Annotated in this window: 24 protein-coding genes; 3 read left to right on the top strand and 21 right to left on the bottom strand. The window is 40.4% G+C overall.

Annotated features, from left to right (window positions below):
• Positions 1 to 2: 2 nt before the first annotated feature.
• From K0H59_RS07155 to rfaH, 13 genes are all read right to left on the bottom strand, one after another.
• Complete coding sequence (locus tag K0H59_RS07155) at positions 3 to 1,043, bottom strand: acyltransferase (RefSeq protein ID WP_220055081.1); 1,041 nt, start codon at positions 1,041 to 1,043, stop codon at positions 3 to 5.
• Positions 1,030 to 2,166 (bottom strand): glycosyltransferase family 4 protein, encoded by a 1,137-nt coding sequence (locus K0H59_RS07150; RefSeq protein WP_220055080.1) that lies wholly within the window; start codon positions 2,164 to 2,166, stop codon positions 1,030 to 1,032. The genes K0H59_RS07155 and K0H59_RS07150 overlap by 14 nt, the downstream gene beginning before the upstream one ends.
• Positions 2,163 to 3,512, bottom strand: a complete 1,350-nt coding sequence (locus tag K0H59_RS07145; protein WP_220055079.1) for a hypothetical protein — start codon at positions 3,510 to 3,512, stop codon at positions 2,163 to 2,165. The genes K0H59_RS07150 and K0H59_RS07145 overlap by 4 nt, the downstream gene beginning before the upstream one ends.
• Positions 3,502 to 4,086, bottom strand: coding sequence for an acyltransferase (locus tag K0H59_RS07140; RefSeq protein WP_220055078.1), 585 nt, complete (start codon positions 4,084 to 4,086; stop codon positions 3,502 to 3,504). Before K0H59_RS07140 ends, K0H59_RS07145 begins: the two co-directional genes overlap by 11 nt.
• Positions 4,061 to 5,350: an oligosaccharide flippase family protein gene (locus K0H59_RS07135; protein WP_220055077.1), complete on the bottom strand. Its 1,290-nt coding sequence runs from the start codon at positions 5,348 to 5,350 to the stop codon at positions 4,061 to 4,063. The genes K0H59_RS07140 and K0H59_RS07135 overlap by 26 nt, the downstream gene beginning before the upstream one ends.
• Positions 5,340 to 6,323, bottom strand: a complete 984-nt coding sequence (locus tag K0H59_RS07130; RefSeq protein WP_220055076.1) for a hypothetical protein — start codon at positions 6,321 to 6,323, stop codon at positions 5,340 to 5,342. Before K0H59_RS07130 ends, K0H59_RS07135 begins: the two co-directional genes overlap by 11 nt.
• A gap of 64 nt (positions 6,324 to 6,387) precedes the next feature.
• On the bottom strand, positions 6,388 to 7,218 hold the full coding sequence (locus tag K0H59_RS07125; protein WP_220055075.1) for an NAD(P)-dependent oxidoreductase: 831 nt from the start codon (positions 7,216 to 7,218) through the stop codon (positions 6,388 to 6,390).
• A gap of 6 nt (positions 7,219 to 7,224) precedes the next feature.
• The gene (gene rfbC / locus K0H59_RS07120; protein WP_220055074.1) at positions 7,225 to 7,776 is read right to left on the bottom strand and encodes a dTDP-4-dehydrorhamnose 3,5-epimerase; all 552 of its coding nucleotides are present in this window, start codon (positions 7,774 to 7,776) and stop codon (positions 7,225 to 7,227) included.
• Between the two features lie 9 nt (positions 7,777 to 7,785).
• Positions 7,786 to 8,649, bottom strand: coding sequence for a glucose-1-phosphate thymidylyltransferase RfbA (gene rfbA / locus K0H59_RS07115; protein WP_220055073.1), 864 nt, complete (start codon positions 8,647 to 8,649; stop codon positions 7,786 to 7,788).
• Positions 8,650 to 8,730: 81 nt separating this feature from the next.
• The gene (gene rfbB, locus K0H59_RS07110) at positions 8,731 to 9,801 is read right to left on the bottom strand and encodes a dTDP-glucose 4,6-dehydratase (protein ID WP_220055072.1); all 1,071 of its coding nucleotides are present in this window, start codon (positions 9,799 to 9,801) and stop codon (positions 8,731 to 8,733) included.
• 131 nt (positions 9,802 to 9,932) lie between these two features.
• Positions 9,933 to 10,904, bottom strand: coding sequence for a Wzz/FepE/Etk N-terminal domain-containing protein (locus tag K0H59_RS07105; protein ID WP_220055071.1), 972 nt, complete (start codon positions 10,902 to 10,904; stop codon positions 9,933 to 9,935).
• Positions 10,905 to 11,056: 152 nt separating this feature from the next.
• Complete coding sequence (locus K0H59_RS07100) at positions 11,057 to 13,546, bottom strand: SLBB domain-containing protein (RefSeq protein ID WP_220055070.1); 2,490 nt, start codon at positions 13,544 to 13,546, stop codon at positions 11,057 to 11,059.
• Between the two features lie 470 nt (positions 13,547 to 14,016).
• Positions 14,017 to 14,517, bottom strand: coding sequence for a transcription/translation regulatory transformer protein RfaH (gene rfaH, locus K0H59_RS07095; protein WP_220055069.1), 501 nt, complete (start codon positions 14,515 to 14,517; stop codon positions 14,017 to 14,019).
• A gap of 473 nt (positions 14,518 to 14,990) precedes the next feature.
• On the opposite strand from rfaH, the gene K0H59_RS07090 reads away from it, so the two are divergent.
• Positions 14,991 to 16,460, top strand: coding sequence for a peptide MFS transporter (locus K0H59_RS07090; RefSeq protein WP_220055068.1), 1,470 nt, complete (start codon positions 14,991 to 14,993; stop codon positions 16,458 to 16,460).
• 198 nt (positions 16,461 to 16,658) lie between these two features.
• Here K0H59_RS07090 and K0H59_RS07085 read toward each other — a convergent pair whose 3' ends face one another.
• Positions 16,659 to 17,762 carry a response regulator gene (locus K0H59_RS07085; protein WP_220055067.1) on the bottom strand — a complete coding sequence of 368 codons (1,104 nt, stop codon included), beginning with the start codon at positions 17,760 to 17,762 and terminating at the stop codon, positions 16,659 to 16,661.
• 121 nt (positions 17,763 to 17,883) lie between these two features.
• Complete coding sequence (locus tag K0H59_RS07080; RefSeq protein WP_220055066.1) at positions 17,884 to 18,669, bottom strand: VacJ family lipoprotein; 786 nt, start codon at positions 18,667 to 18,669, stop codon at positions 17,884 to 17,886.
• Between the two features lie 221 nt (positions 18,670 to 18,890).
• Here K0H59_RS07080 and K0H59_RS07075 point away from each other — a divergent pair, with 221 nt between their 5' ends.
• Positions 18,891 to 20,900: a flagellar hook-length control protein FliK gene (locus K0H59_RS07075; protein ID WP_220055065.1), complete on the top strand. Its 2,010-nt coding sequence runs from the start codon at positions 18,891 to 18,893 to the stop codon at positions 20,898 to 20,900.
• A 12-nt stretch (positions 20,901 to 20,912) separates the two neighbouring features.
• A complete protein-coding gene (locus K0H59_RS07070) occupies positions 20,913 to 21,224 on the top strand; it encodes an EscU/YscU/HrcU family type III secretion system export apparatus switch protein (protein WP_374918424.1) in 312 nt (103 codons plus the stop codon).
• A gap of 26 nt (positions 21,225 to 21,250) precedes the next feature.
• Here the strand turns inward: K0H59_RS07070 and K0H59_RS07065 are convergent, their stop codons facing one another.
• The 6 genes from K0H59_RS07065 to K0H59_RS07040 all read right to left on the bottom strand — a co-directional run bounded on the left by K0H59_RS07065 (position 21,251) and on the right by K0H59_RS07040 (position 25,807).
• The gene (locus K0H59_RS07065; RefSeq protein ID WP_011622093.1) at positions 21,251 to 21,649 is read right to left on the bottom strand and encodes a DUF2802 domain-containing protein; all 399 of its coding nucleotides are present in this window, start codon (positions 21,647 to 21,649) and stop codon (positions 21,251 to 21,253) included.
• A gap of 155 nt (positions 21,650 to 21,804) precedes the next feature.
• Positions 21,805 to 22,299, bottom strand: coding sequence for a chemotaxis protein CheW (locus K0H59_RS07060; protein WP_011073088.1), 495 nt, complete (start codon positions 22,297 to 22,299; stop codon positions 21,805 to 21,807).
• 7 nt (positions 22,300 to 22,306) lie between these two features.
• Positions 22,307 to 23,314 (bottom strand): chemotaxis protein CheW, encoded by a 1,008-nt coding sequence (locus tag K0H59_RS07055; RefSeq protein ID WP_220055064.1) that lies wholly within the window; start codon positions 23,312 to 23,314, stop codon positions 22,307 to 22,309.
• The gene (locus tag K0H59_RS07050; RefSeq protein ID WP_220055063.1) at positions 23,298 to 24,089 is read right to left on the bottom strand and encodes a ParA family protein; all 792 of its coding nucleotides are present in this window, start codon (positions 24,087 to 24,089) and stop codon (positions 23,298 to 23,300) included. The genes K0H59_RS07055 and K0H59_RS07050 overlap by 17 nt, the downstream gene beginning before the upstream one ends.
• A 64-nt stretch (positions 24,090 to 24,153) precedes the next feature.
• Positions 24,154 to 24,669 (bottom strand): membrane anchored protein in chemotaxis locus, encoded by a 516-nt coding sequence (locus K0H59_RS07045; protein ID WP_220055571.1) that lies wholly within the window; start codon positions 24,667 to 24,669, stop codon positions 24,154 to 24,156.
• A gap of 13 nt (positions 24,670 to 24,682) precedes the next feature.
• A complete protein-coding gene (locus K0H59_RS07040; protein ID WP_220055062.1) occupies positions 24,683 to 25,807 on the bottom strand; it encodes a chemotaxis response regulator protein-glutamate methylesterase in 1,125 nt (374 codons plus the stop codon).
• Positions 25,808 to 25,809: the final 2 nt, after the last annotated feature.

Genomic DNA, 25,809 nt, shown 5'->3' with positions numbered 1-25,809 from the left:
AATCACGTCAGTTTAGAAAACTTATATTTTAAAGATAAGGATGGCTTTTCAACAAACCACCAAGATAAATATGAAATAAAATAAACAGTAAAATAAACAGCTACTACAAATAAATAGGGACCGATGTAATCATTAAGGTTGAAGTATACAAAAAGCTGAATAATAGGAAAATGAAATATATAAACACCATATGAAATATCACCAATACGGCTATAATCGAATAGTTTTTTCGTAAAAATAAAAAGGAAACAGATAACTGTCATTTGCGCCAGAGGTTCTAAGAAGCTAACATTTAGGCCAAAACAAATTAAAGTTAAAATAAATAAAGCGCAATAATATTTCCGCACCTTGTCAATAAATTTATAAGCAGCAATTCCGGATACAAAATAGGCCAATTGCCCAGGTAATTGATGAGACAAAACTATTAATGATTGTTTATCAAATTTATCTGATAAAAAAATCAATAATTCAGTATAGGCAAATGAAGCCACATATAAGAAAATAAAAAAAACTGAAATCCATCGGTTGCTTTTACCCTTAATAAAATAATATAAAACAGGTAAAAATAGATAAAATAAAACTTCAATTTTTAATGTCCATAATGAACCATTCACTATAGGAATAATATTATTACTAAAGACACCTGGCAGTGTAGGCTGAACGAAGTTCAAAAAGAATAAATTATAAAAAATATATCGAATAAAATCAGATCTGAAATAATCATTAAAAGAAACTTCGGACACAAAAAAGAGTAGACAAGCACAAAAAACAATTAGGAATAAATATGCAGGATACAATCTTAAAATCCTGTTAATAAAATAACTCTTTAAATTTTTAGAACGCTCGAAGCTTAATGCAATAAGAAACCCACTAACAATAAAAAAACTAGTTACAGCACGAGATGAAAGCCAATCAACAGCGTTTGCAATTTCTATTATTTCAGGCAAAGCAGTCAAATGCGACATATGTAAGATTACTACAGAACTAGCAAGTACTAGTCTAAGAAGATCCAAATTATTGGATTGATAGCTATCGTTGCTCATGAAAATTTCCGTCTAGTAATGAATAATAACAATCAAACCAAGTCTTAGGATTTGGATATAAAGAAGAATGCGCAAGAGACATTGCAGAATAAGATAAATACAAATCACGATTGTTCTGTATTTTTAATATTGATTGAATGCATGAATCAATATCATTTGACTCATAATAAACACCACAATCACCAAGAATAGATTCAGTATATAATTTTCTAGGAACAACAGCAGGCAAACCAAAAAAAAGCGCCTCAACCAATGGATTACCAAATGTTTCTGATTCTGAAGGAAAAATCACTGCATTATGTTCAGAATAATGTCTAACCAATTCAGCTTGTGGCAATTCAAATATATTGATGATTGGCAAATTTTCTTTCTCTACAGTGTTTAAAAAATCTTTTACTCCTAAGATATTCAAATCAAGCGTCACCGATATTGTAACATTCGCCTTCCTATTACTTAATTCTCGCGCAACATCGATTAAAAATGAATGATTTTTGTGTGGGTAAAATCGACTAACATAAATCAACTTGAATGTATCATTCTTCCTATAATTTGCTTCCCTCCCACTAAAAGCCCCAATGAATGCGCTACTAATTGGATTATGAATAATTTCAACTTTACAAGCCTCATGAGGATAATGTTTGACAAAGGCATTCTTCATGTAAGTACTCTGGACAACTATCTTTGAAACATTCTTAACCGTATAACGAAAAGCTAAACGCTTTATTGTTTCTGACAACTTTTTCAATTTAGACACACTATTAAATAGCTCATCGTCAACAATATAAGGATGATGCAGAAGGACAACTTTAGTTCCACTAAACTTTGGCAGCAGGAAGTTCCCAAATGCTAGAATTGTTCTAAATTCATATTCTTTCAAAAGTTTCGGAATCAGAAATAGGTTGACAAAAATTGCAACACCAGCTCCACCGAAATAATTAGCAATCCTATTAACTCTCAAAAATTTAATACTATGAGTATCATTATACATAGAGAAATCATCTATATCAGGAATTATAAAAAAAAATCTCTCATTAGCTTTATGTATTAGGCATTGCTCGATAAAGTTTTTTGATATATTTTTTGGTCCTGCAGCAATCTGATTGGAGAAGTTAATTAGCATCATTTATTCACACCAGAAATAATAAAAGTTAAGAACATCATTGAAAATATAATAAAAAGATATATCAAATTATTAAAAACAAAAGCATTAGTTAACCCGAATCCAGTAACAATAAGCGTACAATAAAAGAATCCGGCGTAAGGGCTACAATTTGAAAAACGATATATATTACTTACTAAACGCAATATCACTCCTACTATAAAAGCACTAACAGCAACACCTATTACTCCAAAATGAACATAGCCAGCAGTAACCCTACTTAGGGGCCACCCAACAGGTGCCATAGAGTGAAACGGGACTGGAGGTGTCACATTATTAAAATGTGCAAGAGCATATATATATACTCCCTCATCTAATGGCGGTTTATCAGGATAAAAGCTGCTAGGAATGAAACCTGTGAGAAAATCAATAAAGGTTGCACCAAACCAAAATTGATCAACACCTTGGAAATAGCTAAATATAAATAATGATATATCTATTTCACTAAACCTTTTAAAAACTTCTCCGATATAAGGTAATGCATCCATTAATAATTCAATGGGATTTGATAAATAATATTCGGTTGCATTATGTTTCCTGAGTACAGGAGCTAATGCGGCAAAAAATAGTAGTCCAGAAAATAACAAAATATTCTTCAACGTCAAAAGTTTAACTTTTGAAACACTGAAGTTCCATGAAACTATTGAATAGATAAGTAAAAGAATTGGATTTTTTCGCTCTCCAAAAGAAGCTAGCATTATAAAAAAAATTATCAACAAAAAAAATAGTATAAATTTATCATACTTTATACACTTTCCTAAACTAAGCTTAATTGAACAATAATGAATAAAAAAGCCTACTGATAAAAATGACGTAACAAAAAATCCATTTCTAAACATTGCGGTACCTTGAACAACAAGAGTTTTATTACTCAAGTTCAATAACAAGTAAAGCAAACCTCCAACCTTATACAAAAAAACGGCATAAATTCCAGCCGTTAAAAACACTAGTATCACAGAAAAAAAACGTATGTCCCTATAACTATATTGCTCAATACTGCATGCTTTTTCAATCTTAGGTAATCTAATTGAAATCAGTGTCATTGCAAATAAAGCAACAGCAATAAATATTACCTTGAGGATAATATGTTGACTGAAAACAAGTTCATAATCTACAAGATGTTTCTTAACATAATTATGAATTATGGATTGATTATTGTTTAAATAAAATAAATATGGGATTTCAGCCAAGCAAAAAAGAAGGAAAAAATTATTAAGATCGAAAATAGATCTTGACTTATTGATATTAACAATAATAAACATCAATATAATAAATAAAAAAAAGCAAAAAATATATAAATTAATCAGCATATTTTTTTACTTCTTTTGCAGGCACTCCCGCACAAATAACGTTCTTGTCAAGAATACTTTTAACAACAACTGAATGTGCTGCAATTATGTTTTTCTCAGAAATTATTGTGGCGGATTCGAGAATGGTAGCTCGAGCACCAATCCATACTGATTTTGAAATGTACTTATCGATAGGTAATGGCTTACTTCTCGGCAAATATCCGTGTGAATGACTATAGATAAACACGGACTCTGACAATAGCGCTTTTTCACCTATTGTCACGTTACCTGAATGATCTATATGGCAGTCATTTCCGATATGCACTGAATCCTCTAGAACAAGTTCCCCAGTACTGGTTTCACTTTGAATAATTGTTCCTCTACCAATAAACACATTATTACCTATTGATACATTTCGTGGTTGTTCAATTTTCACTCCATACTGGATAATCACACCAGCCCCAAATTGTTTGCAGATCCTTGAATACATGTAGGTTGTTATCAGATCTAGAATTTGCAAAGAAAACCTGTAGTAGATTTTAAAAAAAGATAAAAAAAAACCATTGTTTTTATATATTTCTAAGAGCCTTTTCATTATCACCTCTATAATAGTAATAAATAGCAAAAAAAATGAACACTAAACATGAAACCAGATAATACGCAATAAAACTATCGAATATTGCTAGTTGGTTTAACTCCCGATTTTTTGTATAATAAAAAATCATGCCAATCCCAGAAATAAGCGAAACAATAAGAAGAATCCAGTTTTTCCCTAAAGAAACGCACATACGATTAAATATTAAAGCAAAACCATAAAATATGAGAACAAATGAAAGCAAGTCCAAATGCTCAGCATCATAACCAGTACCAAAAAGTTGCATTAAATAAGTTGAGAACATATGTATAATGATTATTGAAACAATAGAAATTGCAAATGAAAAGCTAAATGCTATAAACAGATAGTTGCCACTGGGATATTTATTATTCTTATTGACACTGGATAAGCTGGACATTTTAGAAAGAATAATTGTTGACAAACTATTCAAAAACAACATACTAATTAGAATATACTGAAAAGAAACATCAAAATAAGCAACAATCTCAAAACCACCTTCCGTTACAGACTCTAATTTCCTAATAAACCAAAAAACCCATGCATTAACAAATGATGCTAAAATCATTGGTATAGAAGCCAGTACAAAACGCGCAACAAAAGAGATATCAAACCAAATACAAAATGATTTAAACACCATTAGTGCTTTCATTCTAAATAAATATAAAAATTTAGAGATAGAATCGATAAAGGCAAAAAATAACAAGATTGACAAACCTATTGTTATTGAAACATCCCCACCAATTGTCCAAATGAGAAATATTAAAATACAAGTCAAAGAGGCAGAAATTAATGATATTCTTGTGATAATTTTTAGCTTTTCATACGAAACTAGTATAGAAGTTAAGTATCCATTTAGGATAGTAAAAAACAATAAAAATATTGAAACAATTATTATATCAGGATTTACTTCACCTATCAAATAAAGAGATATTTTAGATGCATTCAAATATAGAAAAAAACAAACTATCAAAAAAAATATCAAAATAATAAAAAACACATTTGATACAACCTTTTGTTTTTCCTCTTGACTACTACTAGAAACCTCTTTTATTACAAGTGGATACATCGACGAGCTTATACTATTATCAAGCATATTTATTGTACTTCTAACTAACGCATATTGACCATAGTTTTGGACAGATAAGTATCTAGCAAGAAATACATTAAGCAAAAAAAACACAAGCTTGGGTAGCAATGTAGCGAAGAGTAATGAGAGTGATTGTTGTAATATTTTAATTTTCATTTTTCAACATAAACTCTAGCCAGCTAATAACATTGTATTTATCATAAATTTCCTTAGGTAATTCATTATAACTACTTAAGTTAAAATCAATTTCAGACTCAATATCTTTATAAATAATTATATTGTTTGCATCATAAAAGTCATAATTCTCAATACTAGAAGCTGTTGTTATTAATTTCCTTTTTAATCCTAGTGCTTCAAAAACCCTCATCGTTAATCCTGATTGATCGGTATTAGGAATATCTATTATATAGTTAGAAGATGCCATGATAGTTTTGACATCCTTATAACTTAGGGGCTCAAACTTTACACTCTTAAATGTCACATCTTTAAATTTACCTAGAAAATATTTATTGACAAGAAAAAAAAATCTGCTTGGATAATAAAAATAAATAAAATTATTGTTTGTTTTTGTCTTTATCCCAACTTGTTTTGCGATTTCGTTTACAAGTTTATATCGTTCAGAATGTAGCGTTCCAATAAAACTACAAGCAAAAATATTTTCTTTGTAATCACACTCCAGCACATCTGTTGTATCAAACGTATAGAATAATGGATGAAATGTAAGTAATGGTTCTGAAATGGAATCATTAAAGTCAAAAGTAAAACATTTGTCAAAAATGCTTAACTTTTTCAAAGCGAACTTACTATTATCAAGTGAATCCCAATTATAAAAAATATATTTCGCTTTAGGCATTCTATTTCTTATATACTTTAATAAATTAGCTGAAATCCCCTCTCCTTTTATGACAAAAACAACATCATAATCGTCATCGAAGTTAATTTTGTTTTTGTAATAAGATTCAAAAAAAAATTCAGTAACTTTAGTGAGTTTTCGGCTAAATGCTTTTACTATCGGGCTATTGTTAGGTATATGATTTATCCAATGAACTTCATACCCTAGAAATTCAAATGCTTGGATCAAAGAATTTTTATATGAAAAAAAGTCTGGAGATATAAATAAAGCTTTCATAGGAAACAAATCGCTGGCCCATAATGTGATATCATAAATTTTTGATTATTTTTAAAATTTCAAATTAACTACTGACTGCTAATTCGGATTTAAAGTCAGCAACCATTTTCTTTAGATCATTAAGAATATTTCTTGGACTATAATTTGGGTTTACACTTTTAAATAAGGAAATATCTATCTTCGTAAAAACTTCTGAGGGCCCTTTTTGTGCATGCCAATACACGGTACAATTAGTTTCCTCTATTAATACATTAGCGATCGAATCTGCATTTATATTCAATCCTGTAGCAAGATTGAATATTTGCCCGCAAAAATCAACATTTTGACAAATATAAACGCAGGATTCAGCTACATCATAAACAGAGACATAATCTTTGGCATAATCCTTTGCTATATACATATCAATATGCCCGGTATTAATCGCATTACGCGTTATTGCAGGCAAGAAAAGTGGGCTATTTAATGCAACTCCGTACACATTACTAGGCCTAACAATACAAACCTTATGCGCGCTTTTAAGACAAAGTTCTTCCGCAACTAATTTAGTTAAATTAAATAGGCGGCGATTATCGTCCACACAAACCGTCAAGTCGGCCGATTCAAAAGATGCCTCTTGGTTCATGTATACACGCGTTGATGACATATACAGCAGACGCTCAAAACGAGCCTTTTGCAGTAGTGAAGATAATAACATTACATTCGCCTCCAATACTGCAAACGGCGTATTTTTGCAATCACCATGACCAGCACAATAAATAATTGTGCCAAGATCTTTGTGATAAATGCTTTCATCACCACGTTCAGGTACAAAAACATTGTGGCCTAATTGATTGAGTTGTTTTACTATTTCTGAGCCGATAAATCCGCGACCACCAAATACAGTATATAGGGACATAAAATCCTACCATCCATTAATCAGATTATTTCTGATTGCTGCTAACTCGGGTTGTAGTTTGTCTTTTTCTGATAACAGTGGGTTCTCAATTGGCCACTGGATATTAAGTGATGCATCATTCCAAAGAAGACCACTTTCATCACTTGGGTCATAATAATCTGTACATTTATACTGAAAATCTGCCGTATCACTTAACACACAAAAACCATGGGCAAAACCAGGAGGTACATAAAATTGCAATTTGTTCTTACCGGTTAGGATAATGGTTTCATACTGGCCAAATGTAGGCGAATTAGGCCTAAAATCCACTGCAACATCGAAGACTTCGCCGTCAGTAACTGTCACCAGCTTGCCTTGGGGTTTAGTCTTTTGAAAGTGTAATCCCCTGAGCACACCTTTAGATGAGCGTGAACGATTATCTTGGACGAACTCCGCATCAATTCCTGCTTCTCTGTAGCGCTGCTTTTGGAAGGTTTCATAAAAAAAACCTCTGTCATCCCCGAAAACTTTGGGTTCGATAATCAGCAGATCTTGTATTTTGGTTTTAATGACATTCATAACACTGACCTACTTAGTGATATTGAGCAAATATTGACCATAACCCGTTTTCGAGAGTGTCATCGCTGTCTCTCTAACTTGTTGCTTGGTCAACCATCCCTGAAGTTGGGCAATTTCTTCAAGACAAGCAATTTTAAAACCTTGTCTTTTTTCAACTGTTTGCACAAATTGTGATGCTTCTAGCAGTGAGTCATGGGTTCCTGTATCTAACCATGCAAAACCACGACCTAACTGCTCGACCTTAAGCGAACCTTGCTCTAAATAGGCTTGATTGACCGAGGTAATTTCTAACTCTCCACGCTCTGATGGCTTCACCTTTTTAGCAATATTAATAACGGAATTGTTATAAAAATAAAGTCCAGTTACCGCCCAATTCGATTTGGGATTAGCTGGTTTTTCTTCTATTGAAAGCGCCTTAAAATCTGCGTCAAACTCAACAACACCAAAACGTTCGGGGTCCATCACTTGGTAACCAAATACAGTTGCACCAGTTAGGTTTTGAACAGCATGCTTGAGTTGTTTACCAAATGCTTGGCCAAAAAAGATGTTATCACCCAAGGCTAAACAAACGTCGTCCTTGCCGATAAACTCTTCTCCAATAATAAAGGCTTGAGCTAAACCATCTGGTGACGGCTGAACCGCGTAGGATAAACGAATGCCAAATTGGCTACCATCGCCAAGTAAACGGATGAAACCATCTTGTTCTTCGGGTGTAGTGATGATCAATATCTCATTAATCCCCGCTAACATAAGAACAGATAATGGATAATAGATCATCGGTTTATCGTATATGGGGAGTAGCTGCTTAGAAACACCTTTAGTGATGGGATGTAAACGTGTTCCTGAGCCGCCTGCGAGAATGATGCCTTTCATTTAAAATTCCGTGATGTTAATTTTTAAAACCTTCCAGAGTGATACAAACTCCGGTAATCATGGCCTACCAATTCAATCCTGTTAGATTCCAAGGCGCTCACGCTGGTAAGATCCATCTTGTACGTGCTGACACCATTCCTGATTTGCTAGATACCATTCAACCGTTTTACGAAGTCCTGTATTAAAAGTCTCTTGCGGTTGCCAATTCAACTCACGACTCATCTTAGAGGCATCAATTGCATATCTTCTATCATGGCCTGGTCTGTCAGTCACATAGGTGATTTGCTCAGCATATGAACTTGCTTTGGGGACGAGAGCATCAAGAATAGTGCAAATGGTCTGAACAACTTCTAAATTTTGCTTCTCGTTATGCCCACCGATATTGTAGGTTTCACCAATTTGACCTTCTGTAACCACTTTATATAGTGCGCGAGCATGGTCTTCGACATATAGCCAATCGCGGATCTGGTCACCTTTGCCGTAAATTGGCAAAGCTTTTCCCTCAAGTGCATTTAAGATCACCAGTGGGATTAATTTCTCAGGAAAATGATAAGGTCCATAGTTATTGGAACAATTCGTGACTATGGTCGGTAAACCATAGGTGCGTAACCAAGCACGTACAAGATGGTCGCTTGAAGCTTTAGAGGCTGAATATGGGCTGCTAGGTGCATAAGGAGTCGTTTCGGTAAATAATGGCAGTTCAGAGCCTGCCGCCACTTCATCTGGATGTGGCAAATCGCCATATACTTCATCGGTTGAGATATGGTGAAACCGGAATGCAGCTTTACGCTCAGCATCAAGCTCGTTCCAATATTGACGGGCGGCTTCGAGTAAAGTGTAAGTCCCCACTATATTGGTTTGGATAAAATCAACTGGGCCAGTAATTGAACGGTCAACATGGGACTCTGCCGCCAAATGCATAACTGCATCAGGCTGATATTGAGCAAATACACGGTTAAGTTCAGCGCGATTGCATATATCTGCGTGCTCGAAAGCGTAACGTTCGCTTGTCACAACGCTTTCAAGTGATTCGAGATTACCTGCATAGGTCAGTTTGTCTAAGTTAATCACGCTGTTATTGGTGTTTTCAATGATATATCTTACCACTGCTGAACCAATAAAACCTGCACCACCAGTTACAAGGATTTTCACAACAAAAGACCCCGAAAAAATAAAAATGAATTGTTAAAAAGTGAATGGCATTTGCAAACAACTCTTTGAGCAACTGCAAAATATAGTTCCTTAATTCCCTTCATGCACTATAATTAAGGTTATAGAATAAATTATAATCTTTTTTTAATAAAATGCCTTACTAGAACCAATATCATACCAAGCACCCCCCCCAACATTGCACCCAAAACGCAAATTAATGCTCGTTTTGGTTTAGCTTTTTCTTCAGGTACAAATGCTGGATCAATCGTTTTAAATACGTACTCATCACGTACTTCAGCAAACATAATTGTCTTTGCTTGTTCTTCAATCAATTTATAAAGCACGGTTTTAATATCTGCTACATTCGTTAAAGCGATTTGCTGATTTAAAAACTCTGTGCTGCGGTGTGCCTCAGCTACATCACGGTCTCTCATTACTTTGTTAATATCTTGGACTAACCAAGTGACCCATTGTTGGGCAATATTTGGAGATAAATGTGATATAGATATAGTTACCATCGCTGTTTCTTTATCCGAATTTACAGACAGAATTTTACTAAATTCTTTATAAGCCTCCTGCATTGAAGGTTCTGGTTTAATTGGTGGTTTAACATCACGCACCCAAGTATTGGATTCTTCAATATAATCATCTTCATCATATATAAGTTTATCATTATTTAAATCCCATTTTTTTGCAGCCATTAACTCAGCAAGGATATTATGTCTTTGAATAAATTCACTGGTAAATTGGCGAGACTTTAAAACTTCAATCGCAAGCTGGGTTTTATCCGTACCACCTTTAGCATTAAGATTCAGACCTGCAAGGCTGGCTAAACCACCAAATTGTGAGGCTAAGGCACTTAAGCCACCACCTTGCTCCTCTGATGCAGGTGCAAGAAGGGCTTCAGATTTATAGATATTCGGTAAATAGAGCGCTAGACCGATAGAGGCAATGGCAAAAGTCGTAGTTATGGCAATAATGAGCCTTTTCCCTTTCCAGATAACAGAAAACAACTCTCGAAGGTCGACTTCGTCTTCTTGTACTTGGGGAAATCTAGCGTTGGATTGGTATATATTTGGATTTTGAGTAATTTGTGTGTTCATTGGTTCTTCAGATTCTAGTATGTGACGAAAGCGCTATACGCCTCTATAAAAGCAAAAGCTAAAAGTAGGAGCTTGCGACCCACTCCTAATCCTAAAGCGCTACTCATCTATAACAAGCAACGCGCCCTAGAGGTTAAAAGCCGCCAAGGCCTCTATATACCCGATATTGCGGATACTGCTACAGCTGTGTTGTAGAGAATACTCGTTACTTGGGTCCACAACGTTAGATTATCTTTGTACTCGGTATCTAATGGCACGACGATGGTATCACCAGGTTCCATAGTGCTGCCTCCAGTAAACCACATTGACGATCCCGGCATCTGTACCGAACCATCTGCTTTTAATATGTATGTACGAGATTCATCTGCACGCTTACGAGCTCCACCAGACAGTGCTAGATACTGCTCGAAAGTTAGTCCTGTTTTAAATCGATGAGTACTTGGATGTTGTACTTGCCCCATTACTGATACAGTTTGGTTTGTAGCAGGAACGTACAAGGCATCAGAATCTTCCAACATTAAATCAGCGCTTTCGATGCCCAATTCAATAGCATTAATATCGACAACTAAGCGCCCAACAGTCTTAACGTTTTCCAACTGATTTAACATCATTTGTGCATCGTTATAACCAATAGTAGGCGTGTCTTTTGTCAGCGCTTTAGCAGCAATCTCGCGGCGTAATTCGTCAGCAAGCTTTGAAAGCTCCTGCTGTTCTTTTTCTTGAATAGATTTACGTAAAAAGACGGCACTGCGCGGTGATGCATCACTCGTCATGCCACCAGCACGAGCAAGCACTTGTTTTAATGTTTCGCCGCGCTGGATACTGTAAGTACCAGGAAATTTAACTTCACCTTTGATGGTAACCCAGCGAGTTTCTTGCCAATCTGGCAGTGTACGTACCGTTAAAATGTCACGACTTTGCAGTTTGATATTGGCTGCCGGATCATTTTGCATAACACGGTCTAAGCTAAGTTGCACATGTTCTACATTGACACCATTTTGTTCAGACACCTGTTGGCGAGTCAGCTCTGCAGATAGGGTATATGCACCTTCTTCTAGCCCGCCGGCAGCGATCAGTAGCTCTTTAACATCCGCATTAACTGTTATCGGATACTGACCAGGAAAGCGCACATTGCCATTGATGTTTACTAGTTTTGCAGCATCACCAAAACGGCTTTGTTCTCTTAACTTTTTTATAATGGGCTTAAGTAACTCTTCACGGTCAGCATAGTCAAATACAATGACTGAATCACGAGGATTGAGTTTAAGGTTATAATGCGATTTTGGCTCGCCGATAGCTCGACCAAGGTTAATACGCTCAACCTCAATATCACCACGTTGGTTGATTTCTCGAATGAGTAGACTGTAATCCAAATCTGCTGAAATGGTTAGATCACCCCAAATAGAAGGCAGTAAATCGGCTACAGTTAAACCATTTGTCCATTGATACTTACCAGGACGTATCACTGCACCAGAGACAGTAATCGCATTATCAATTCGGCTTGATGCGGAACGCACATTAAGTAAATCGCCGTTTTTAGCTAGCGTGTTGAGGCCCGAATTTTCAGTTAAGTCTACGGTGACAACGGTTTTGACTGCATCACGACTATAACGCTCAATAGTGCTCGCTTTAGGATAAGCACCAGGGTTTAACCCGCTAGCCATATTAATTACATCGGCCATGGTTTCGTTATTTTTAAGCTCGTAAATCGCAGGACGACGCACTTCACCAATTACGCTGACGGTACCACCTGTAGATGGAACAAATACCACATCACCGGATTGCAAACGCATATCCCCTGAAGCGTCACCACGAAGCAATAAATCATACAAGTCTAAACGACCAATGGTTTTTCCAGAGCGTTTTAATTGGATATCACGCAAACTGCCAATTTCGTTCACCCCGCCAGAGATAAATAGAGCTTGGGTAATAGTCGATAAACTTGACACTGTGTAGGAACCTGGCTTGTAAGCATCGCCAGCGACAAAAATCCGAATCGAGCGTAATTCACCCATGGTGATATTGGATTCGATACCAATCATGCTTTGGCTGATTTTTTGCTGTAATAGTTCGCGAGTTTCTGCAAAGGTTAGCCCGACTAAAGAAATAGGGCCCAAATTAGGAAATTGCACTGCACCGTCACGGCCTACAGTCAATGTGAATTGATTATTTTCTTTACCGAAAAATTGCACATTTAAGGTATCACCAGGGCCCATCATATATTCAGCAGGAACTGGTACATCTGAAACAGGTGCAAACGTACTTGGTGAACCAGCAAAGAGGTCATAGCCAAAACGCTTTAGTTGGTCTTCTTTTTTGCTTTCAATCGCCTCAACCTTTGCTTCAGATTTAGTTGCTTGGTTAAGTTTATCATCTTCTGATTGATCGATGACTTTATTACCATTTTCTGTTCGTGGCGTAACCACTGTAGGGTTATCAACAACAGTAGCAGTTGCTGAGGCGCCCGTAATCATTGACGGATCAATGCCATACTGGCGAGCTAAACGTTCTTGTTCCGACTTAGGGAGTTGTTTGAATTGTTCTATCATTTGCGGAGAAGGAGTAAGCGCTTGCGCTTGAGTGCACATTAACATCGTGGCACTGACACCTAGTATGATGAATTTTTTGACTTGTTGTAACACCAGATATCTCCGTTGGTAAAAGACAGACTACAACTGCGCTCTAAGATATGAACAAGCATTAGAAACGCAAAGTTAATATTAATTAGTTGATAAGAAAGCGTTATAGCCACACACAATTTCGATAGATTATAGGGATAACTTACCTGTAACTATCGTCACGAACTAAAACGCAATACAAAATCAAACAATGAGGCTCAGTTTAGGACAACCGGAAGCGTTTAGGCACGCTACCGCCCATGGATTGCGGTCTCCAAAGTCCCCATTCGCGGCGCGAACACTCAAATTTTTCTAAAAATAATAAACAAGCTCAAATAGTTACCTTGTTTATTTTTCTATTCAGCAACACAATACTGGTGTGTTTAGAACAAATTTTAAGACAAAGTTGTTTGTAACTAGGCCCTATTGTCAAAATAGAAGCAAATTAACCACAGCTTTATAACCCATCATCAATAAGGAGAAGGCTTTAGCTACTATAGCCTAACAACAGAATCCACTGGAACAGCAACAACTTTGCTCTGTCCCATAATATTAAACAACACATGACAGCGCTTGTTTGGACATTTCTCTTGAAAAATGCCTTCTAAATCAACAAAAGGGCCGTCTTTAAAGCGAATTTTTTCCCCAGTTTTTAGTTCTACTTCAGTGTCTAAAACTGTTTGGGAAGGCGTTATTTCTTTCATGCGAATGGCGTGGATAATACGATCGTCGATAGGTGTCATTTTTTCCTGACAGTTGACGATACGGCTCACGCCACGGGTAGAGTTGACCTGCTTAACACTGGTTTGGCTTGGGTCGAAATTGATGAACAGATAATTCGGGAATAAAGGTACGCGACAGATCCGTTTCTGCCCGCGTTGAGATTTTTCTTCAGAAACCATGGGTAAGTATGTCTCTAAATTTTGAAGCGCTAAGTTCTGTTGAGCCCTCGCTTCACTACGAGGTTTACAGTACAAAAGGTACCATGCCTTCATTTACTAATCTCACTACCCTATGTTAAGTGACATCCATTCACGGCTGGCAATCATAGCAAAGTTGTGAATAGGGATGGAAGCAGTTTTTTGGCACAAAAGGATTGCCGCTCGGTATCTGAACAGTGGCTGCATATATTAGTAAAATCAGCATTAATCGATGTTTGCGTTAAGTTGCAGATAATCTCACCAGTTAGCAAGCCAAAATTGACTTTAGTGACTTTTAAAGGGTATATAAGGTGGGATTTTAGCGAAATTATTCAATTTCGCGCGTAAAATATAACTTTTATTATAAGAACGTAACAATAACTCATACGTAAGCCGCGGTAATTCAACAAGTTACTCTAGTCCTTTGGCTTGAGTCATCCAATGAATTCATAGCGGATAAATGAGAAGAGCGATAACCATTTTTCTGTGGTGACATCATCCTGTTTCAGGGGCGCCACAGGCAATCACGAGCTTAAGGTGGAAACTTCATGAGCGTAGCAAAACCACAAGGGACGATGCTTGGTCATCCCAAGGGCCTATTCCTACTATTTACAACAGAACTTTGGGAACGTTTTAGTTATTACGCAATGCGCGCCATTTTGGTGCTGTATTTAGTTGATAAAGTTCAGAGCGAAGGGGGACACGGTTTAGGTTGGACTCAAGCCGATGCCATTTCACTCTACGGAACATTCACGGGTCTTGTTTATTTAACCCCACTACTCGGTGGTTGGTTAGCAGATACCTTCTTAGGCCAACGCCGCGCCATTATGATTGGCGGTACCTTAATGGCCGCAGGTCAATTTATTCTAGGTACGCCGCACGCTTGGGTTCCAGGTATGGAAACCGAAGTATTCTATGTTGGCTTAGGCACCTTAATTTTAGGTAATGGCCTGTTCAAGCCTAATATTTCTACCATGGTGGGCGATCTGTACGAAGAAGGTGATCATCGCCGCGACGGTGCGTTCACCATTTTCTACATGGGCATCAACGTCGGTGCTTTCCTATCGGGTATTATCGTAGGGTCTGTGGTGGCTGCTTATGATGGCAACTTCCAAGCCGGCTTTATCTGTGCTGGTATTGGTATGATCCTGTCATTAATCATCCAACTTCTGTTTGCCCAAAAATTACTCGGTGATATTGGTAGAACCCCTGCGGCTAAGCTTGAGAAGCAAAAAGCAGCTGAGAAAGGCGAAGTTCGTAAAGAGCCTCTCACCAAAGTTGAACGTGACCGCATTAAAGTCATCATGGTGATGGGTTTATTTACCATCATTTTCTGGGCTGGTTTCGAGCAAGCTGGCGGCCTAATGAACCTGTTCACTAACGACTTTACCGACCGTATGATCGGCACATGGGAAGTTCCAACCACTTGGTTCCAATCCTTAAACGCGATGTTTATCGTGATTTTTGCACCCGTTGTTGCCTCGATTTGGGTACGTTTAGGTAAGAATGAACCTAACTCGCCTGTTAAGTTTGCTTTAGGCTTAGTACTGTTAGCGGTTGGCTTCTTATTCATGATCGGCGCCGTTGTTGAGATGGGTGGTGATGCCTCCGCAAAATCGAGCATGTGGTGGTTAGTGGGTGCTTATTTCTTCCATACCATGGGTGAACTCTGCTTATCACCTATTGGCTTGTCGATGGTAACTAAGTTAGCCCCACTACGCATCGCCTCGCTAATGATGGGTGCTTGGTTCCTGTTCGTTGCAGCAGCGAACAAAATTGGTGGTGTTGTGGGTTCATTTATCGGCCACGGCGGCGAGAAAGAAGAGCAGCTCGCCAATGCAATGGCGATTTTCTCGGGTATTGCGATTACCGCAGCCCTTTCTGGCGTGATCTTATACTTTATGGCTGACAAGTTAGTCGACTGGATGCATGGCGCAGAAAGCAAGCATCATAACGAAGCCGAAGCGTTAGAAGATGAAATTGCCGTAACTGGTGAGCATGAAGCGATTAAACGTTAATTTGCTTTAAATTGAGTCAATAAAAAACGCTGCCATGGCAGCGTTTTTTATTTGTCGCTTAGATGATTAACTTATGCCTCGAGCTAATTACTGATTACATTTCAGATTAACACTTGATTATAAATCATCATAAACAGTCACATTCGTTATCATAGATACGCACAAAGTCACTGTAGTGGCGTAGTGAATTGACCACCTTTATAGGCTCAATTGCATAAAGCCCCCCGCTGGCAACTGCGGATCATAAACAAGGCCTTTGAACTGGTTTTCTAATAGCTGCTGCTTATGCTCAGGCTCGCTGGTCGCAATACAGAGTTGCTCCTGCGGCAGTATGGTCCGAAACTGAATGCTCGGCTTACCCCAATCTAACATGCCCAACTGTAAACTCTCTGAAAGCGCTAATGGGCTCAAGCCTTCATCATTACGCAAATAGCATCTCAGCCCCTTACCAGCTTGGGCAATCGCAGCGCGATAACGCGTTAATTCGATAGCAACATAAATAATATCGACCGTGATATCGAGACCTGATTTAACTAATCGCTCATTCAAATAACTCAACATATTAAATGGCTCGATTATGGTTTTACTCTGACCACTACGGTAATTCTTAAGCTTTTGATTAACGAAGCTGCGTAGCAACACACACGCGAAAGCTGCTCGATTATCTTCCGGATATAGATGAGCCATATACATGATCAAATGATCGCTACCCACCATGGTAGAATCGATAAAGTAGCTGCTGATATCACTACTCTTAAACAGACTGTAATCTACTTTGGCCGTGGGATAGCTAATGTTAGATGCAGGGAATAGTTGTTGCTGAACTTGCTTTGCCGCCTCAACACTCTGTTCTAACAGAACCAAGTTATCCTTGAGCTCTTGATTAGATAAAGCATCAAACTCGGCTTGAGTCACATCATCGGATTGGTGTCTTTGCAATCCCTGCTTGATCGCTTGCTCAATAATAAATAAATCGGGGACGGGTTTAACAAGATAATCACAAGCACCAACGCGCAGGGCTTCAACCACATCCGCCATCACGTTATTGCCGGAGACCACAATCGAAGGCACCAGTGGCTCTAATTTACTCATCTCCTTAAGCATATCGAGGCCACCGAGTTTAGGCATGCTAAGATCGGCAAGTACAATATCGAAGCGCTGTTGCTTAAAAATAGACAGTCCCTGCTCACCATCACAGGCTTGCACGACTTCGGCACCGCGGCCACTTAAAAATGTGGCGACGATCTGCCTAAAGACTGGGTCATCTTCGACCCATAGAATGGATACATCACTTAACGCCATAAAGATTCCCGAATAACATTCATTGCGATAGCAATAACTCAATCATGACATCGGAAGAATCATTCAATACGGCAAGGGCTTGGCTGCAAAAACGATTTACAGCCAAGTACAGCGCATAAGCTTACTCAAGTTCCTGCATGTACTGATCGAGCAACTCATCATCTTCTTGTTTTTGAGGAACATTGCCATCATAGACTTTATAGTCCATGTGTTGTAAATACGCATCTTTCACAAAGGTATAAGGATCGAGCGCATTATCAACAAGCCTTTCTTGGTCAATCGCTGACGCTCTCGCATGGAGACTCTTAAGTCCCCATTTAACAATGGATTGCCACACTGTTAGCTCAGATAGTGGAAAGTATAGACCATCAACCCAATCCGATGCGAGTTCTCGCACGACATAAGGGCCGGCAAAGGGAGCCATAAAATACGGTCCGTTTGGCACGCCGTAGTAACCTAACACTTCGTTAAATTCATCTTGCTTACGTGGCATTCCCATCATATCGGCCACATCAAATACCCCGAGCAAACCGATTGTGGTGTTAACCGTAAAACGGCCGCCAGCATTTGCCGCCCAACCCCATTTTCCCTGTAAGGCGTTGTTGACTAGGCTACTCGGTTCTTCCAAATTCTGAATGAAGTTGTTTATCCCTGTTTTGGCAGGCAATGGCAGATAATCGTTGTATCCATGTGCGACGGGGCGATAAATATACCGGTCTAAATACAGATAGTTGAAATCCCACATTGCACGGTTAAATCCCTCAAAAGGATCCCTTGGATCATCGTAAGTAATCTTAACCGCTGAAGCCGTATCCTTTGGAGTAGTCTCAGGTACAGTCGCCTCTGCCCCATACACTTTAGGCAGTAATGCAAATCCTAAAAGTACCCCTAGCCATTTCAACTTCATATTGCTCTCTTAAATAAATGTACTGCTTAGATATCGAGTTTTGCTAAAGTGACCAAGGACAAGTGACGATAAAAGATCATCCACCTGAGTGGCATACTCTAGTATGACAGAGAAACTGTCGTTGTTTTTACAAAGCGCATAAGCATACTTGGCAAAACATTTTGGTCAATTGTTAATTTTTCAAAATAGTGTGCCGTTAGATACACCAACAAGGGCCTCACATGGAGTCGATTCCACTTATTAACACCGCCAGTGCGCAATTAATCACTTCAGGGACATCAAACGATGCCACCAGCGCGACTCCGCGGCCAATTCCTGCTGAGGTACAGGTTTCTCCCGAAGGCGATAGTATTATTCTAAACGGTACAGAATATAATTTAAAGCTTGTTAATGCACAGCAAAGACAAGCCTTGATTGTGGCAAGTAGCTTTTTAGTGAATCCAATCCCCACAGAGTCTAGCCAAACTGCCACCCCATCCAATGCACAACTAGTCACATTAGGGGCGGTACTGACACTGAAATTACCCGATGCCATTGCCCAACTTGCGCAGCAAAATGGCATTTCCTTGGATAAGCTCTATACCCTAGCGGCACGGCCACAGGGATATCCGCTGCCCAATGTCACTGTTACAACAAAAGAATTTCAATTTGCGAACGGAACTGTGGTACCACAGGATCCAGGCACTCGACTCAGCACTGGAGAATATCAAGCCAAGATTAGTCTTGCTCAAGGAAGGCCTATTTTAGTCCTGACCCCCATACTGAGCAAACTCGAAATCCAAATTGGCGCGCCAATAAATGAAACTCAACTTCCCATAATTGATAAACAAGCCGCCAATGTGGTGGTTGCTAAAACTGAGCCTGCTCAGATAATTGCGACATTTTTACGCAAATTAGAGACTCTCACGCCACAAACCGACACATTAGGCGCAACTAAACCTGCGGTTTCGGGACAAGCCACTTCAGAGCCCAAAGTGGCTCCTGCGCCTCCACAAGCTGTCGTCAGCGATATTGCAGCCAACAAGACAACTACGCCGGTTTCGACTTCTGCCATTAGTCTACAAGCCAATACTGAACCTAAGCTGACTGTTGTAAATCAAAAGTTAAATCCCGAAATTCAATCCCAAGGTACGGCTCAAACTCAACAAAAATCAGCAACTTTTGAGGTAAAACTTGCTGAGGCAAAAAATACTGCCTCCAATCCCCTGCCAAATAATTTTGAGAGTATCCGTAACGCGTCACCAACAGCGTCATCGATAAATCCAATGAAGTTGGAATCGGCTGCGGCCACTTTGACCACATCAACCTTGACCGAGAATGAACAGCCCTTAAATCTCAAACCACAGGCGGTAGAGGCACTGTTAGCTGAAAAGAGCAATAAAACCAGCGAGACAACACTCAGCGTCAATGAAGTGCTACAAAAGGCCTTTACTAAGGCTGGCGCGCTACCGTTAGAGCAAATGTTAACGAGAGGGGGAGCCAATCTTGCGGCTGAGCTATTAAAGCATTTACCGCATTTGGGCCCACCAACATTGGGTCAGTTAAGCGATCCGGGGGAGTTAAAAGACACTATGTTTGGGCTTTCAGCCTTAAATCTTGCAACGCCACAACTAAATCAAGCCGCGGTGTTTATGAACGCCAGTGCGATCACCTCATTATTTCAATTGCTTCTGGGGTTTAGGGCTAATAACGCCAACACTACCGTCAGCCAGAAACTGGCGGATTATTTAGAGCAATTACAGGCGAAAACGGGGTTATCGACCAATCAGCTTGGACAATTGAGTAAAGCCGGAGGGCTTGAAAGCATGGGCCAACTGGCCTCGAGCTTACACCTTTATCAGCAGGCAAGCGGCGAAAACAACGGCAATCTGGTATGGTTTTTTGCCCTGCCCTATGGGATCAATCAACGGCATGAACAGCTCGAAGGAAAATTTGAACGAGATGCCAATGATGACGAACAACAAAAGCACAAAGGTTGGCATCTGCAATTGAAGTTTAATCTTGCACAGGGGCCGCTGCTGATTTCGGCACGCTTCCATCAGCAAGTGTTAGATATTCAATTTAAAGGTAATAGCCAACAACTGCTTAATCGTGTCGATAATTTTCTAGCACCTCTAGGTCAAAAATTATCCCAGCTAGGCTTTACGCCAGGTGAGCTTTCAACGCAAATAGCCCAAGTGCCGGCGACACTGCTCCCGGGCGATCATTTTTTAGTGAAAACACGTGCTTAAAATCGAGAACGAATGATGAATGAAGAACCCAAAACCCAGCAAGCCGTCGCCTTAAGTTACGATGGGAAACATGCCCCTAAAGTCGTGGCATCAGGGGAAGGATTAGTTGCAGATGAAATTATTGCGCTCGCAAAAGCATCAGGCGTTTATATTCATCAAGATCCCCACCTGAGTAATTTTTTGAGATTGCTCGAATTAGGTGAGGAAATTCCGAAAGAACTGTATCTGCTGATCGCAGAACTGATTGCCTTTGTGTACATGTTGGATGGCAAATTTCCTGAGCAGTGGAATAACATGCACAAGAAAATTGTAGAGAAAGCCTAAGAATAAGAATGATGCGACTTTGCAGCCTATTTTCGATGAAGACGAATTAGTAACTCAGCCTCGGCTTTAGGTAACTCACACTCTTTAATCAGTTCGTCCACCCCCGCGCCTAACGCGACCATTTTCATCGCTCGGGTATAGAGTTTGGCTTGAGGATCCTGCTGCGTCGACTCTTCGATACGCTCGGATTGTTGATGTAAGCGCTTCTCAAGCTCGATAACACGTCGCCCCATACCGATAGTGCCACTGCGAAGCTCCTGTAACTCCCGTTTAAAGGATTCACGTTGGCGATCGCCTTCTTTGACCAGTACGGTTAACGCTTCAACTTTACTGCGCAACTTACTCAATTGTTTTTGGAGATAAAGGACTAACCCTAAACACGCAATCACATAAACTAAGGCTGCGATTAAAAATTCATCGCCCATTAATCATCCTTACGCATCACAATAAACTGAAATCAACACTACAACAGGCTCATCAAACGGCAATAAAAATGATTAAAACAATGGCGAAATGAACCGTTTGTATAGTGAAAAGCAAGGACGACAGATTAACTCATCTGTCGTCTCATCATGGAAGCTTAGAGCTGATTCAACTCAGCCCATTCTTCATCGGATAATAACTTGTCTAAGTCGACGAGGATCAGTAACTCGTTATCGCGATTACTCACCCCTTGGATAAACTTGGCGCTTTCTTCTGTACCGACATTCGGCGCATTATCAATTTCAGAGCGGCGCAGATAAACCACTTCGGCCACACTATCCACCAAAATACCGATAACTTGTTTTTCAGCTTCGATAATCACGATACGAGTCGAATCATCAACTTCCGCCGATTGCAGGCCAAAACGTGAGCGAGTATCGATAACGGTCACCACATTGCCACGGAGGTTAATGATCCCTAATACGTAATGGGGTGCGCCAGGCACAGGGGCAATTTCGGTGTAACGCAACACCTCTTGCACCTGCATCACATTGATACCATAAGTTTCGTTGTCTAACTTAAAGGTAACCCATTGCAATACTGCATCATCTTTACTTGCAGCCACGGCCGCGACATTTCTTGTATCTTTCATGTTTACCTCAACCAATGGAGTCCTGACAGCCTAAACCCGCATCAAGCATTTCAACTAAGGCTTGTACGTGCAAAATGCCACACATTTGTTCTTTCACTACACCAGCTAACCAAGGACGTTTCCCCGCTTTGCTGCGCCAGTTTACTTGCGATTTATTAATTTTTACTGCATTAACGAGGGACTCACAAGCTAATCCCCAATTACTGCCTTCTAATAGTACAAGATATTGATAATTTACCGATTGCGCCAGTTTATCCGTGTATTTTTCTGGCATCACCCAGGCACAGGTATCAACCAGATTCAACTGCTCTTCCCTATGGGTTTGTACCCCTAAAAACCAAGAAGGGCGACCGATAATATGATTAATCCGCTCAACCTTAACGATCCCACCAAGACTCACTAAAGGCACGGCTAAGGTTAACCCCGCCACCTTAAAGAATAGTACTTGAAACTCATCATCGAGTACTTCTTGCAGGTCTTTTGTGATACTTGGAGGGGCAAACCCCACCTGAGTCTCGGGAGTTGTCTCAATGCTTATCTCATCATCCACGACTGTAGATGGCTGCTCAAGTGTTACGCTAGTATCGCTTGCGAGTGCTGAAGAGATACTCTCTTCGCTCTCCTCCGCTACCATATCCATATCAGGCACAGCTTCGCTCAACACTTCCGCGGGCTTCTCCTCAATCACCACCGTTTTTAATACCGGCGCGAGGAGTTTCTCCAAAGCCTGCTTATTAACTAACGGCGTTGGCTCATCAAGATGAGGCATATTGCTGACAGGCTTTGCCTTCTGCGGCTGCACTTCGGCGGCAATAGTCACGCTCGCGTGCACTTTAGCCTGGCTGTGCTCGGCTAAAATAGCGTCATCGAGTAATTGTGCTTCATTTTTTTTGCCAACCAGCGGCGTCGCAACCTCATGTTGAGGCGCATTCGGGGAAGCCACTGCTTTGCGGTCTTCTTCATGCAGCAATAATTCAAAAAAATCAAAAACAGTTTCATCAACCGATTTTGACATGGCCAAACTCCCCAGCTAAAAGAAAATCTAATAATCGCTCGTAAGCTTTCACGCCACGACTGCCGCTTGCATAATGAGAAGCGGGTAAATGTGCCAAACTGGCGTCTCTAAACTTAGTATCTACGGGGATCACATCTCGCCAAAGGCTGTCGCCATATTGTTCACTAAGCACCTGCAAGGCTGCAGGTGATGCCTTAGTACGTTTATCGTACATAGTGGGTACGACGGTATAGCTATAACGGGTTTTCTTCGACCGCCCCATGATTTCCATGGTTTTTACCATACGTTCGAGCCCTTTGATGGCTAGAAACTCGGTTTGCACTGGGATCACTATGTGTTGACTTGCCGCCAGCGCGTTCACCATCAACACCCCTAACACAGGGGGGCAATCCACGATCGCCACATCGTAATCATCGGCAACCAGTGCCAATGAATTACGCAGCACCAGCCCCATGCCCTCTTGATGTCCTAGCGCTCGGTCGAGCGTGGCTAACGCCATCGTAGCGGGCAATAAATCTAAACCATCAACTAAGGTGGGCACTATGTGAGATTTCACTAAATCAGTCGTCAGACTCTTATGCGCCACAAACACATCAAACAGCGAACCGGGAACCTCTTCAGAGTCAATGCCAAGGTAATAACCAAGCGATGCGTGGGGATCGGTGTCAATCATCAGTACACGCTTATCCCGTTTAGCGAGCGCGCCCGCCAAACTGGCTACTGAAGTGGTTTTTCCAACCCCACCTTTTTGATTCGCAATGGTCCAGACTTTCAAAGAACTGACCTCTTTAATGTTGATTCTCGGCTATTCATCACGCCCGTTTGAGCAATGACAAGCACTACTCGCCTTCCCTTGTGGTCACTCTTATGCCGCCGTTAGGCAAACTAATGACTTTCACCCCATCGGCGTTTTCCGAAATCACCACCGGGACATTACTCGACTGAGATTGCGCTTGCGTTGATGAAACCGATGAGGCTTCTGTACGCAATGACTCAGGTACGGGATCGACAGCGGTTTGCTTCTGCGACGGTTTATCTTCAATCGGCTTCTCAAGCGTCGACGGAATTTTTGTATCGGATGCCGAGAACGCCTCTGGACCTAGGGTCACCGCCTTTTGCTCTCCCGGTGAAGCCAACTTTAACATCGCTTTGGTTTGATCCGGATGGGAAGCGAGCCAAGATGCAATCGCCTGCGCCTGTTCATCCGGCACCATGAGCAAAATCTGTGTCGACTCCAATCGTTTCACATCATCGCGTAATACGATGATTTTTCGATGATAGTCGAGACTTAACGCGGCTAAGCACAATATGGCGATTGCCATTAACACTATGATAAGCAAAATATTTGTGCTTATCTGTGCTTTCGACTTAGCCACGCGCAGACTCTTTTAAAATCGACTCCGCCATGTTATCCAGAGAAATGGACTGTGTAGCGATACCCGCACTGGCCACCGCCTGCGGCATACCATAGACCACGCAGCTCGCCTCATCCTGTGCCCAAATGGTCGCGCCCGCCGATTTCAACATACGTGCGCCTTCGCGGCCATCGGCTCCCATTCCCGTTAGCACGACCGCCAGCACATCACCGCCATAGGCTTTAGATGCTGAGGCAAAGGTAATGTCGACGCAGGGTTTGTAGTTCATCTCCGCGCTGCCAGCCAAAACTTTGACACGGCCAGTAACACCAGCGCGCTCAACCATCATTTGCATTCCACCTGGTGCAAGATAGGCGCAACCGGGACGCAATACGTCACCATTAGCCGCTTCTTTCACTTCAATCTTACACAAACCGTTTAAACGGTTCGCAAAGGCGGGCGTAAAGGCCGCAGGCATATGCTGAATAAGCAAAATAGGATGCGGATAATTTGCTGGGAACTGAGTCAGAATCTTCTGCAAGGCGACAGGCCCGCCCGTCGATGTGCCAATCAGCAATAATTTATATTGCTTACCACTTGGACGAATCGAGGTCGCTGGTGAAGAACGCACAGGCGCTGGCGCAGGTTGCGCATGGGTCGATGTACCACCTAATACTGAACTCGCGCTCTGGCGAGGTGGTGGCGTAGGCGTCGTTGGACGCACTACAGGGCGGAAAATACGGCGGCGACCTAGTGCTTTAACTCTTTGCTGCAATAATAGAATCGCGTCATCTTTATTGGTCGCAATATCTTCAAAGCGCTTAGGTAAGAAATCGAGCGCCCCCGCATCGAGGGCATCTAGCGTGGCTTTGGCGCCATCATGGGTCAATGAAGAAAACATCAAAATCGGTGTAGGACATTTCGCCATGATCTCACGAACGGCAGTAATTCCGTCCATGACAGGCATTTCAATATCCATTGTAATGACTTGAGGATTAAGCTCGGCAGCCATCTTCACCGCTTCGGCCCCGTTAGAGGCCGTCGCGATCACTTCCAGTTCAGGATCTTGATTGACTATTTCACTAACACGTCGTCTAAAAAAACTTGAGTCATCAACGACTAATACTTTAATGGCCATTC

The organism is Shewanella sp. FJAT-51649 (genome assembly GCF_019457435.1).
Classification (GTDB): Bacteria; Pseudomonadota; Gammaproteobacteria; order Enterobacterales; family Shewanellaceae; genus Shewanella; species Shewanella mangrovisoli.
The sequence above is the reverse complement of the archived record's forward strand: the minus strand, read 5'-3'. Positions and strand labels throughout refer to the sequence as shown.